General features: G+C 57.7%; 12 protein-coding genes. 7 read left to right on the forward strand and 5 right to left on the reverse strand.

Translation table 11 applies throughout. From position 1 onward, the window contains the following. Window positions 1-5: 5 nt before the first annotated feature. The 7 genes from argC to Q0955_RS04145 all read left to right on the forward strand — a co-directional run bounded on the left by argC (window position 6) and on the right by Q0955_RS04145 (window position 6,168). The gene (gene argC, locus Q0955_RS04115; RefSeq protein ID WP_299420221.1) at window positions 6-1,034 is read left to right on the forward strand and encodes an N-acetyl-gamma-glutamyl-phosphate reductase; all 1,029 of its coding nucleotides are present in this window, start codon (window positions 6-8) and stop codon (window positions 1,032-1,034) included. A 27-nt stretch (window positions 1,035-1,061) separates the two neighbouring features. After that, window positions 1,062-1,511, forward strand: coding sequence for a cytochrome c maturation protein CcmE (gene ccmE, locus Q0955_RS04120; protein ID WP_164642336.1), 450 nt, complete (start codon window positions 1,062-1,064; stop codon window positions 1,509-1,511). A gap of 145 nt (window positions 1,512-1,656) precedes the next feature. After that, window positions 1,657-2,268, forward strand: coding sequence for a holin-associated N-acetylmuramidase (locus tag Q0955_RS04125; RefSeq protein ID WP_299420225.1), 612 nt, complete (start codon window positions 1,657-1,659; stop codon window positions 2,266-2,268). Beyond that, window positions 2,259-2,813: a holin family protein gene (locus Q0955_RS04130; protein ID WP_299420228.1), complete on the forward strand. Its 555-nt coding sequence runs from the start codon at window positions 2,259-2,261 to the stop codon at window positions 2,811-2,813. Before Q0955_RS04125 ends, Q0955_RS04130 begins: the two co-directional genes overlap by 10 nt. Before the next feature lie 58 nt (window positions 2,814-2,871). After that, window positions 2,872-4,845: a heme lyase CcmF/NrfE family subunit gene (locus Q0955_RS04135; RefSeq protein ID WP_299420231.1), complete on the forward strand. Its 1,974-nt coding sequence runs from the start codon at window positions 2,872-2,874 to the stop codon at window positions 4,843-4,845. Window positions 4,846-4,850: 5 nt separating this feature from the next. Beyond that, entirely contained in the window at window positions 4,851-5,324 is a 474-nt protein-coding gene (locus Q0955_RS04140) for a cytochrome c-type biogenesis protein (protein ID WP_299420233.1), read from the forward strand. A gap of 67 nt (window positions 5,325-5,391) precedes the next feature. After that, a complete protein-coding gene (locus Q0955_RS04145) occupies window positions 5,392-6,168 on the forward strand; it encodes an enoyl-CoA hydratase-related protein (protein ID WP_299420235.1) in 777 nt (258 codons plus the stop codon). A gap of 5 nt (window positions 6,169-6,173) precedes the next feature. Here the strand turns inward: Q0955_RS04145 and Q0955_RS04150 are convergent, their stop codons facing one another. From Q0955_RS04150 to gltX, 5 genes are all read right to left on the reverse strand, one after another. After that, entirely contained in the window at window positions 6,174-6,683 is a 510-nt protein-coding gene (locus tag Q0955_RS04150) for a DUF2087 domain-containing protein (protein WP_299420238.1), read from the reverse strand. Window positions 6,684-6,886: 203 nt separating this feature from the next. Next, window positions 6,887-8,434: a calcium-binding protein gene (locus Q0955_RS04155; protein ID WP_299420240.1), complete on the reverse strand. Its 1,548-nt coding sequence runs from the start codon at window positions 8,432-8,434 to the stop codon at window positions 6,887-6,889. A 383-nt stretch (window positions 8,435-8,817) separates the two neighbouring features. Then, on the reverse strand, window positions 8,818-9,672 hold the full coding sequence (locus Q0955_RS04160) for a hypothetical protein (RefSeq protein ID WP_299420243.1): 855 nt from the start codon (window positions 9,670-9,672) through the stop codon (window positions 8,818-8,820). Between the two features lie 300 nt (window positions 9,673-9,972). Beyond that, window positions 9,973-11,268: a citrate synthase gene (gltA, locus tag Q0955_RS04165; RefSeq protein ID WP_299420245.1), complete on the reverse strand. Its 1,296-nt coding sequence runs from the start codon at window positions 11,266-11,268 to the stop codon at window positions 9,973-9,975. A gap of 85 nt (window positions 11,269-11,353) precedes the next feature. Then, entirely contained in the window at window positions 11,354-12,769 is a 1,416-nt protein-coding gene (gene gltX / locus Q0955_RS04170) for a glutamate--tRNA ligase (protein WP_299420248.1), read from the reverse strand. Window positions 12,770-12,793: the final 24 nt, after the last annotated feature.

A 12,793-nucleotide genomic window follows, 5' to 3' on the forward strand; every position in this document is an offset into this window, starting at 1 on the left:
ACAACATGACCCATAAAATCGCAATTCTTGGCGCCAGCGGCTACACCGGAGCAGAGCTTGTGCGTTTGATCGCCACCCATCCCAGCATGGAAATCGTTGCCTTGTCCGCAGATCGTAAGGCGGGTTTGGAGATGGCGGCTGTTTTCCCGCATCTGCGCCACCTGACTCTGCCAGCGTTGTGCAAGATTGAAGAGATTGATTTTGCCAATGTGGATCTGTGCTTCTGCGCATTGCCGCACGCCACTTCTCAGAAAGTTATCAAAGCTTTGCCGTCCGATGTTAAGGTGGTCGATTTGAGCGCGGATTTCCGGCTGCGCGATCCTGAGGAATACGCCAAGTGGTATGGCGGGCAGCATGACGCGCTCGAGATACAGAAAGAGGCTGTGTATGGCCTGACCGAGTTTTATCGCGAAGACATCAAGACCGCACGGGTTGTGGCGGGAACCGGCTGTAACGCGGCGACCGGACTTTTTGCGCTCAAACCGCTGATTGAAGCGGATGTGATTGACCTTGATCAAATCATTCTGGATCTGAAATGTGCAGTGTCCGGCGCAGGGCGGTCCTTGAAAGAGAACCTCCTGCACGCGGAGCTGAGCGAAGGCAATCATGCCTATGCGATTGGCGGCACACACCGGCATCTGGGCGAGTTCGATCAGGAATTCTCCAAAGTGGCGGGACGCGAGGTGAAAGTGCAATTCACCCCGCATCTGGTGCCAGCCAACCGGGGCATTCTGGCAACCGTGTATGTGCAGGGTGACGCAGAGGTGATCCATGCCACGTTGGCAAAAGCCTATGCTGAGGAACCTTTCATAGAGGTGCTACCTTTTGACGAAGCGCCGAGCACGCGGCACGTACGCGGCTCCAACTTCTGCCATATCGGCGTGACCGGCGACCGGATCGACGGGCGGGCCATTGTAATTGCGGCGTTGGACAACCTGACCAAGGGTTCCAGCGGCCAGGCGTTGCAGAACGCCAACCTGATGTTGGGAGAAGAAGAGACTGCTGGCCTGATGCTGGCGCCTTGTTTCCCGTAATTTGCGCGCAAGCGCTGGAGAGGAAAAATGAAGAGCCTCAAGAAGCAACGCCGGGTTCAGGTGATCATCCTGACCTTCGTAGCCCTGATCATTTCCACCGGTCTGATTGGCTGGGCCATGCAAGACGGGATCAACTATTTCCGGTCCCCCACACAGGTGGCGGAGGAGCCGCCAGCGGCCTCTGAAACCTTCCGGATTGGCGGGCTGGTCGAAGAGGGCACATTGGTGCGCGGTGACGGTGAGACTGTGCGGTTCTCTGTGACCGATGGCGGGGCCTCCATTCCGGTGACCTTTACCGGCGTGTTGCCGGATCTGTTCAAAGAAAACGAAGGCATGATCGGCACCGGCAAGTACATTGAAGGTGTGTTTGTGGCGTCAGAAATTCTGGCGAAACACGATGAGACTTATATGCCCAAAGAGGTGGTGGACGCGCTGAAAGAGCAGGGCGTTTATGTGGAGCCGGAGCCAGAGAGTTAAGGCATTGCACCGATGATGAATTTGACCCCGTGGGCTGCGAAGTCTGCGGGGTTTTTCTTTGGCGCAACGGGCATCGTGCGTTGGGGTGGCGACGGTTTAACGGAAGGGGCGGCAGCCTGTGTGTGGAGGCACATAGGAGGTTGAGATGTTGGATGTTCGTCAAATTGCCAAAGAGATCGTGGCGCGGGAAGGCGGGTTTGTGAATGATCCGGATGATCCGGGCGGGGCGACCAATTTAGGGGTGACATTGGCTACGGCGCGGCGGTTGGGGCTGGACAAAGATCATGACGGCGATGTGGATGTGGCGGATGTGAAGCGGCTGACGCCAGAGGATGCGGAGGCGATCTATCTGCGGCACTATTTTGAAAGGCCAAAGTTGGATCGGTTGCCGGAAGTTTTGCAGGCGTCGGTGTTTGACATGTACGTCAACGCAGGCAGCAATGCTGTGAAAATTCTGCAACGCCTATTGGGGCAAATGGGGCAACAAGTTGTTGTGGATGGCAAGATCGGGCCACAGACCATAGCCGCCAGCAACGTGGCAGCAGGTATGGCGCCCGATCATTTGGCAGATGCCTATGGCGTGGCGCGGCGGAACTACTATTTCCGGCTGGCGGACCTGAGACCCAAGTCGCGCAAGTATGCGCGCTCCCGCGCCGGAAAAAAAGGCGGTTGGATCAAACGGGCGGAGGAGTTTATCTCGCCGCGCTATCACCTGACGCAGCAGGAATTTGAGAAACGGGTGGCGTCATGGGGGTGATCGAGTGGGTTCTTTCCTTTGTTTTTGGCGGTGGGCGCAATGTGCTCAAAGAGACCGCTGAGGTGTTTCGTGAAAACGCAGAAGGGGCGGCACAGCGGGCTCAGGATGTGCAAATCGCGGCCATGCAAGGTCATGCGGCGGAGTTTCGTGCGCAGGATCGGGGGCGGTTTGATCGGGTGATGGATGCGGTGAATCGCTTGCCGCGTCCGGCCATGGCCTTGGGCTGTTTGGCGCTGTTTGTGAGCGCCATGGTGGATCCGGTTTGGTTTGCGGCGCGCATGAGTGGCATTGCCTTGGTGCCGGAGCCGTTGTGGTGGCTTCTTGGCGTGGTGGTGAGCTTTTACTTTGGCGCGCGCCATCAGGCAAAAGGGCAGGAATTTCAGCGCTCTATGTCGGATAGCTTGACGCGGGTTTCCGAGGTGGTCGACACGCTTGTGGCCCTGGAAGGGCCTATTCGGTCGGAGGCGCGATCTCCTATGGAAGGGGGCGAGAATCCGGTGCTTGCGGAGTGGCGCAAACATTCCAGTGGGGGCGCGACAAAGTGATCATCTGGTGGGGCCGATTTGCATTGGCCCCGCCTGCGCGTCGGCGTATATAGGGGCTATGATAGTAGAACTTGGCCACTTTGCCCTGATCCTCGCCGCCGTCACCGCAATGGTGCAGGCAATTGTCCCACTTGTAGGCGCGCAAATGCGTTGGCCCGGCTGGATGGCTGTGGCGGAACCGGCCGCAGGGCTGCAGTTCCTGTTCACATCGTTCAGCTTTGCAGCGCTGACCTACGCTTTTGTGACCTCGGACTTCTCGGTGTCCTTGGTGACCGGCAACTCGCACACTTTGAAGCCAATGATTTATAAGGTCAGCGGCGTCTGGGGCAATCACGAAGGGTCCATGCTGTTGTGGGTGTTGATCCTGACACTGTTTGGCGCGTGCTTGGCCTGGTTTGGCGGCAATTTACCGCCAGGTATCCGATCACGCGCACTTGCGATCCAAGGTGCAGTGGCTGTGGCGTTTTTCGCCTTCATCCTGTTTACTTCCAACCCGTTTGAGCGGATGGATGCGGTGCCGTTTGATGGCCGCGATCTGAATCCGTTGTTGCAGGACGTCGGGCTCGCATTGCACCCGCCGTTTTTGTACCTCGGCTACGTTGGGCTTTCGATGGCCTTCTCCTTTGCGATTGCGGCGCTGATCGAAGGGCGTGTGGATGCGGCCTGGGGCCGTTGGGTGCGGCCTTGGACATTGGCGGCGTGGGTGTTTCTGACCATTGGCATCGCGCTTGGATCTTGGTGGGCCTATTACGAGCTTGGTTGGGGCGGTTTCTGGTTCTGGGATCCGGTGGAGAACGCGTCCTTTATGCCTTGGCTTCTAGCAGCAGCCTTGCTGCACTCCGCGATTGTGGTGGAGAAGCGGGAAAGCCTCAAAAGCTGGACCATTCTGCTGGCGATTATGGCGTTTAGCTTCTCGCTGATTGGGACGTTCATTGTGCGCTCCGGTGTGATCACCTCGGTGCACGCTTTTGCCAATGACCCGGAACGGGGCGTGTTTATCCTTGGCATTTTGGTGTTTTTTACCGGTGGTGCGCTGACCTTGTTTGCGGCGCGGGCCAGTGAGATGGAAGCCAAAGGCGTGTTTGGCGTGGTCAGCCGCGAGAGCGCGCTGGTGCTCAACAACATCCTGCTCGCGGTGGCCTGTTTTGTGGTGTTCATTGGCACCATTTGGCCATTGGTCAGTGAGATGTTCTTTGAGCGTAAACTCAGTGTTGGCGCGCCGTTCTTCAACATGGCCTTTACCCCATTTATGGTGCTCCTTGGTTTGATCCTGCCGGTTGGGGCAATGTTGCCGTGGAAACGGGCAAAGCTTGGCAAAGTGGTGAAACCTCTGGTGCCTGCCTTTGTCTTGGCGATTGCGCTTGGTGGTCTGGCATGGACCATTCAGGGCGGCCGCTCCCTGCTGGGTCCTGTGGGCTTGTTCCTTGGCGCATGGTTGCTGATGGGGGCCGTTATTGACCTGATGTCGCGCACCGGTCGTGGCGCACTAGGTGATCGGATTGCACGCTTGTCTCGATTGCCACGGGCGGACTGGGGCAAGGCTGTGGCGCATGCGGGCTTTGGTGTGACCATTTTTGGCATCGCGGGCTTGATGGCCTGGGAGCAAGAGGACATTCGCGTGGCACAGCTTGGGCAGCCGTATATGGTTGGGGCGTATGAAATCACGCTTGAAGGTGTGCGGGAGACCGAGGGGCCAAACTATTTGACCACCATGGCAGACATCCGTGTGCGTAAAGACGGCCAAGACGTGACCATGTTGCATCCCGAAAAACGCGTGTATCCGGTGGCGGCGATGCCAACCACTGAGGCGGCGATTGACTATCGTATCCTGCGCGATGTGTATCTGGCGCTTGGCGATGAGCAGCCGGGCGGGGCCTATACAGTGCGAACCTATATTAAACCGCTGACCAACTGGATTTGGTTTGGGTCCTTCCTTATGTCACTTGGAGGGCTGCTGAGCCTGACCGACCGTCGCTATCGCGTGGCGGCCGGGGCGCGTAAGGCGCCAGCGGGTGGTGTGCCAGCGGAGTGAGAGACATGATGACAACGCTGAAAACATGGGGCGCGGCAATTTTTGTCGCGCTGATGCTGACAGGGCCAAGTGTGGCAGTGCAACCGGATGAGATTCTGGATGATCCGGTGCTTGAAGAGCGGGCACGGGAAATTTCTAAAGACTTACGTTGCCTTGTGTGTCGCAATGAAAGCATTGACGACAGCAACGCGCAGCTGGCCAAGGACTTGCGCGTTCTGGTGCGCGAGCGTCTGACCGAAGGCGACAGCAACGAAGAGGTGGTTGATTTTGTGGTCGACCGCTATGGCGAATACGTCTTGCTGCGACCGCGCACCAGTGGCACCAATATGGTGCTGTATGGGGCCGGACCGGCGATGTTGCTGATCGCGCTGATCGTTGGGTTTGGTTACACACGGCGCCGTTCCACAGCCCGCACGCCAACGGAACGTAAGTTGAGCGACGAGGAAGAAGCGCGGCTTCAGGAAATCCTCAAGGAATGACGTCGGGTCCCGCTTGGAGCACAAGCGTTGGGATGCGATGACGGGGCAGGACGCGGAGAGGGACCCTATGGATTATCAAACAATTACATATGATGTGACCGATGGTGTGGCCACAGTGACGTTGAACCTGCCGGACACGCTTAACGCGATGACACAGCAGATGCGCGCAGAGGTGGCTGATGCGGTGACCGCAGCTGGGTCAGAGGCACGGGTGCTGGTTTTGACGGGGGCTGGCAAGGCGTTTTGTTCCGGACAGGATCTGGGCGACAGCTCGAGCGCGGCCAGCATGGATTTGGAGCGTACATTGCGCGACGAATACATGCCGATGATCCGCGCCATTCGTGAATGTCCGATTCCAACAATCAGCGCGGTAAATGGCGCAGCAGCCGGGGCGGGGGCCAACCTTGCGCTGGCCGCCGATGTGGTGATTGCCAAAGAGAGCGCGTATTTCATGCAGGCGTTTTCGCGCATTGGTCTGATGCCGGACGCAGGTGGGACCTATGAGCTGCCCAAAGCCATGGGTGCGGCCAAAGCCATGGGGGCGGCGCTGTTTGCGGATAAGATCAGCGCGCGTCAGGCTGATGACTGGGGCATGATTTGGGAGGCGGTGGCGGATGACGCCTATGAGGCCACAGTGAAAAAGCGCGCGGCGCATCTCGCGAGCGGTCCGACGCTGGCTTACAAGCAGATCAAAAAGGCCATTCAGGAAAGCTATGGCAACGACTGGACCACGCAGATGGAACAGGAAGCCAAGCGCCAGGGCAAGCTGGGAAAGACTCGTGATTTCCAGGAAGGCGTTGTGGCGTTTTTGGAAAAGCGCCCCGCGAAATACGAGGGGCGCTAAGCGCTTTATCGTTCTTTGAGCCGTTTCATGAGGGCCAGCGCTTCCGGCGTTGGCCTTTGTTCTATGCGGCGATAGACGCGCCCATCGATGGTGCGCTCGCAGAGTTTGTGATCAATCAGCGAGCGGCGCAGCAGAACGTGGTCGTCAAAACTGAGACCGGATTTCAGGATCTCGTTGACCTCTTTCTCTGACATGTCCTGATGCGCGGGCATACGGGCCCAGAACGACCAGAGACACAGGCCTTGCACCTTGGTCCATTTCGGCCAACGGAACATGCGCCCGGTGTCGTCAAACACCCGCAGGGCGCGTTTGAGGGCCAATTCGTCCAACGCGGAATCCTCTGCTGGTTTGGTCGCCTTCAGGTGTTGGTGGTTCTGAAACCCCGCCGCCTTGGCGACCAGCGCCATCATGGCGGCGTGGCCGGGCAGATTGTCTTGATCCGACAGAGATTTGCGCAGGGTTTTGGTGAAAGCCGAAACGTCGGCCACATAGAGAGGGATCACGTCTTTAGACATGAGGGCATCCTTTTGATGTCGTGCATCCCGGAACCGGGGTCGATGGCCGCCCTTGTCGACGGCACGTGCAAAAGCATGCTGTCGAAAATGTCTCGCAGGTTTAGCAAAGTCAGTGTGACCGGCGGCGCCTGGGTGAACTGCGGACCCATGACGCCGTTGATAGTCTAGCTGTGCATGTGGCGCAAGCGGCGCGTTAAGGGGACTTAGACGCCAGACAACACCACGTCGTCGAGGGTGATCGTTCCGGCCGCGTCGCGCAACACCACCATTGCCTGACCATCAACCACCAGTTCTGTATGGCCGTCGTCGGTGTCGCGGATCTCAATCACCGGGTCTTCCTCACCCTGACGGTAGTGTTGGTAGCTCAGTACGTCCTCGGACGGATCAAAGTCAGTGATAATAGCCGGGCTGCCCGGCGTGATCCAGCCTGCGGACTGGAAGGTGTCGCTGCCTTCATTGCCTGACACAGTGTCATCAGACCCCACGCGGATGGTGTCGTCGCCACGGCCGCCTTTGATGACGTCGCCGTCTTCGGAGACGGGCGCTACGCCAAATTCGAGCGGAATATTACCTCGATAGGCCTCAGGGTCATCCAGCGCGTCCAGGAATTTGCTTGAGTCGAACAGAGCGGTGCCATCGATAAAGTCGTTGCCGTCGTTGCCTTTGATGGTGTCGATGCCATGGCTGCCAACGAGGAAGTCATCGCCATCGCCACCGCTGATGAAATCATCGCCGGAGAAGCTGTGAATGATGTCGTTGCCGCCGCTGCCTCGCAGCGAGTCGACGTTGTCGCTGCCGACCAGAATGTCGACACCATTCCCACCGCTCAATGTGTCTCCATTTGCGTCGGCATATTGCACCGTGGTTTCGACGCCATTGAGAATTTGAATCTGGGTATCACCTTCGTCCGCCCCTGCGGAAAACTCACAGGTTCGGACTTCTTCTGTAAAGTACGGGCCAACTTCTCCTGCGACCCGGGCCACAAGCTTGCCATTGGAATAAACAAGCGTATTGCCGTCCTGACTTTCGGTGGTGATGCTTGGTGGGTCCTCACCTTCGGGATAGTAAACCCAAAGCGTGTCCTCAGTTTCGTTAAAGTCGGTCACGAGCGGGACGTTGTCTTCGTCTTCAACCCAGTGGCCGACCTCAAAGTGGTCGCTGCCTGCGCCTCCGACTGCGGTGTCACCTTCGCCCATAAGCAGGCAGTCATCGCCCGCGCCGCCATCCAATAAGTTGGCCTCGTCTTCCGACGGGGCTTCGAAAACAAGCGGGCCGCTTGGATCATCCGGCGTGTAGCGGTCTGCAACTTCCATATCCCGGTTGTGAATGTTTGCGCCAACCAACTCGTCATCGCCGCCGCCCCCATAGAGCGAGTCGTTGCCGCCGGCACCTAGAAGTGTGTCGCTGCCTGCGCCGCCATGCAGTTCGTCGTCCCCGTCGCTGCCAAAAAGGCTGTCGTTTCCGGCTTGCCCCATCAACGTGTCGTCCCCGGCTCCGCCAAGGATGTAGTCTACGCCAGATTGCCCTTGAAGGTGATCGTCGCCTTCTTCCCCCGCAAGGATGTCTGGGCCATCCGTGCCGCGAATATCGTCCGAATTGTCGCTGCCTTCCAGGAGCAATCCTTCTTCGCCGGCCCGTGAGATAGGCTGGGAGGTGACGTCGTTGTCGCCGTCCTCGGAGCCATCAGAGCCGCCGAAATCTGCGAAGGCGGCGAGGCCCATGCCTGCAAGCAACAAACCTAAAAATAGCATCTGGTGTCTCCTCATCACGCACAATGCCTATGCGTGTATGGAATTTGTGTCGAATGGTGGGATGTGCCTTGCGGGAAATCCCCCTGGTCTGGGCTTTTTGTCGCCCGTCAGGTGTAAAAAATGCGCGTGTTCTACACATTCCCATCGGCTCCTATGCCGTGTTGCGGAGAACTTGGCTTAAACACGTTATGCGTGTCAATAATTTGAAGGGCATTTGAGCTGGATTGCGCTCAATCACCGGCGGCGCTGTTTATTGTTTCCCATGGGGCTTCGATGGAAGGCAAAACCACGCCCGGGTTCCGTTGGGCGCGGTTGTATGTTCAAGGTGAGTCGTTTGACGGATGTGGTTCGAACGACCTAAAAAAGGGGAAGTGCAGACGGGGTCACCCTAATACAAATGTAACATCTGAGGCTTCGAAACCGTCGGCAGCGCCGGCAATGCGGGCCATGATCACGTCGTTCGCCAAAACATGGGTTTCATCGCCAACGCGCTCAACCGTGATCGACGGGAATGGCTCGTCACCTGGCAAGATAAGGGAAACCACGTCCTCGTCAGGATCAAAGTCGGTGATAAACGGCGCGTTCTCTTCTACCCAATGACCGATGTGGAAGCTGTCGTTACCTTCGCCTCCAGTGCCGGTGTCGTATGCGCCGAGGAAAAGATTGTCGTTGCCAGTGCCACCAATGAGCGTGTCAGTCTCTTCCGGCTCCGTTGGGTCCTGAATTTCAAATTCCGTTTCGGGCTTCCGGTCTAGATAGCTGTCAGCAACTTCCGGGTCGCGGTTTGTCACGTCCGCACCGTAAATCCAGTCGTCACCGCTGCCGCCTTCGAGGGTGTCTTCGCCGGTGTAGCCGTAGAGCGTGTCGCTGCCACTGTCGCCATAAACCGCGTCGTCACCTTCGCCGCCGGTCATGTAGTCGTCGCCCGCGCCGCCAAAGAGCACGTCGTCCCCTTCGCTGCCGTAGAGGCCGTCATTGCCATCCTGACCGCGCAGGGTGTCATTGCCATCCTTGCCATCCAGAAGGTCGGGGCCGGGGGTGCCTGTCAAATCGTTGTTGGAGTCGCCGCCCTCAAGCAGAATGCCGATGCCGCCGTCCTCGGAAATGATGTCGGTGGTGGTTGTATCGTCCACCGGCTGGGTGTCATTGGCAAAACCGGTTGGGGTGCTTTCGTCGTCGGAGACGTCGCCACCACCGGAAAAACTACTGGCCGCGAGGCCCATAAACAAAAGACCCAAAATTCACATCACTCATCTCCAAATTGTGGTGTCAAACACATTCGCCAAAACAAAAATATTGGAGGTGAGGCCTGTAATGCCGTCTGGGAGAGGCAAACACGTCCCGCAGAAAATGCTGTCACGTGGCGTTGGTCCAAACCGTCCAATTCGTCGAAATTCGGATGTATGTTTGCACGCTAAACGTGTTTGAAGTTGGGCGGGTGGAATAGAAATTGAGACAATTTTGAGATGAATTTGTTCAGGCAAAAAAATGCGCCGGAGAAAGCTCCGGCGCATTTGAATATGTCAGAAACGCTTGATTTAGCGGTTTTCGATATCGGTGTAGGAACGCACGTCTTCGCCAAGGTACAGCTGACGCGGGCGGCCGATTTTATGCGCTGGATCGGAGAGCTGTTCTTTCCACTGGGAAATCCAGCCAACGGTGCGCGACAGCGCAAAGATTGGCGTGAACATCGAGGTTGGGAAGCCCATCGCCTCGAGGATGATGCCGGAGTAGAAGTCCACGTTCGGGAACAGCTTCTTCTCTTTGAAGTATGGGTCGCTTAGCGCGATGCGCTCCAGTTCAGACGCCACTTGCAGCAGCGGGTTGTCGTCAACACCCAGCAACTCCAGCACTTCGTCGGCGGACTGTTTCATCACGGTCGCACGGGGGTCCATGTTTTTGTAAACACGGTGGCCAAAGCCCATCAGACGGAACGGATCGTTCTTGTCTTTAGCGCGCTCGATGAATTCCGGGATACGGTCTACGGAGCCGATTTCCTTCAGCATCTCCAGGCATGCCTGGTTTGCACCACCGTGGGCGGGGCCCCAAAGGCAGGCGATGCCGGCCGCGATACAGGCAAACGGGTTGGCACCGGAAGAGGACGCCAGGCGCACTGTGGAGGTCGACGCGTTCTGCTCGTGATCGGCGTGCAGCGTGAAGATACGGTCCATGGCGCGGGACAGGATCGGGTTCACTTCGTAGTCTTCAGCAGGCACGGCAAAGCACATGCGCAGGAAGTTGGAGGCGTAGTCCAGATCATTGCGTGGGGAGATGAACGGCTGACCGATGGTGTATTTGTAGGCCATTGCCGCGATGGTTGGCATCTTCGCGATCAGGCGGTGGGACGCGACTTCACGCTGACGAGGATCGGAGATGTCTGTGGAGTCGTGGTAGAACGCGGACATGGCGCCAACCACACCCACCATAATCGCCATCGGGTGTGCGTCACGGCGGAAGCCGCGGAAGAAGTTGACCATCTGCTCATGCAGCATGGTGTGGCGGGTGATGGTGGTTTCGAATTCTTCCAGTTCAGCTGCGTTTGGCAGGGCGCCGTACAGCAGGAGGTAGCAGACTTCGAGATAGTGGGACTGACCAGCCAGCTCACCAATAGGGTAGCCGCGGTGGGTCAGGATGCCTTCTTCACCGTCAATATAGGTGATGGTGGATTCACAGGAGGCGGTGGAGGTGAAACCTGGATCATAGGTGAACACACCAGCCTGACCATAGAGTTTGCGGATGTCGAGCACATCCGGGCCCGTCGTTGGCGAGTGGATCGGCAAGTCGTAGTTTTTGCCGTCAATCGTAAGCGTGGCGGTTTTTGGGGCCTCGGACATGGCAGTTTTCCTTCCTAAAAAGCCGGGGACGCGGATCGCCCCGGCGCGTTGTGTCTGCGACGTCTTAAGGCCCGGTAAACAGGCTTTATTCCGTCACGTCATCTTTGGCGGCGTCAGTCAGACGCGCGAGAGATTCCTCGCGTCCCAGCACAAGCATCATGTCAAAGACGCTTGGGGTCGCAGCCCGGCCAGCCAGCGCCGCCCGAAGCGGGCCCGCCATCTTGCCAAACTTGATTTCATTGGCTTCACAGTAGCTGCTCGTTACAGCCTCAAGCCCTTCACGCGTCCAGCTAGCATTTTGCAGCTGCGGCGTCAAATCATTCAGTATACCACGGGATACTGAATCGAGATTTTTCGCGGCTTTGGCTTCGACCTCAATTGGTCGTGAAGTCAAAGCAAAGTGAGCCTTTTCAAGGAGATCGGGGAAGGTCTTCGCGCGATCTTTGAGGCAATACAGCGCATCCCGTAGTAATACGGTTTGCGGCTCACTCAACGCCGGCTGGTCCGCGGCTTCAAGATAGCTCACAATCTCTTGCAGCAATGCAGCATCGTCGCTCACGGCGTTGTGTTGTCCACAGATGTTCTCCAGTTTCTTGGTGTCAAAGCGGGCCGGACTTTTGCCAATGCCATCCAGATCAAACCAGTCTTTAGCCTGCGCGTCGGTGAAAAACTCGTCATCACCATGGCTCCAGCCGAGGCGCGCGAGGTAGTTGCGCATTCCAGCGGCAGGGTAGCCCATGGCTTGGTATTCCTGCGCCCCAAGTGCGCCGTGACGTTTGGAGAGCTTTTTGCCGTCGGCGCCATGGATCAGCGGAATATGTGCGTAGACAGGCAGGTCCCAGCCCATGGCCTCATAAATCATCATCTGACGTGCGGCATTGTTGAGGTGATCATCCCCGCGGATCACATGGGTCACGCCCATGTCGTGGTCATCTACAACAACTGCCAACATGTAGACCGGTGTGCCATCGGAGCGTAACAGGATCATGTCATCCAGCTGCTCGTTGCGGATGGTCACATCGCCCTGCACCTGATCGCGGATCACTGTGCTGCCCTCGCGTGGGGCTTTAATACGGATCACATAGGGCGCGTCTGGATGGGTAGCGGCATCGGCGTCGCGCCAAGGGCTGCGGTAATGGGTTGATTTGCCAGCGGCGCGGGCCTCATCACGGAAGGCGGCAATTTCGTCTTGGGTGGCAAAACACTTGTAGGCTTTGCCTTCGTCCAAGAGCTGAAGCGCGACCTCGGCATGCCGTTTGGCACCTTCAAACTGGCTGACAACCTCACCATCGTGGTCCAAACCCAGCCAATTCAAGCCTTGCAAAATGGCTGTGGTGGCTTCTGGTGTGGAGCGTTCACGGTCGGTGTCTTCGATACGCAGCAGAAATTTACCGCCGCGACCACGGGCATAAAGCCAGTTGAACAGCGCCGTACGTGCGCCGCCGATGTGCAGATAACCGGTGGGCGATGGGGCAAAACGGGTGACGACCTGGCCTGTCATAGCGGGCTTAACCTTTCAGTAACC

Source organism: uncultured Shimia sp. (assembly GCF_947493595.1).
Taxonomy (GTDB): domain Bacteria; phylum Pseudomonadota; class Alphaproteobacteria; order Rhodobacterales; family Rhodobacteraceae; genus Shimia.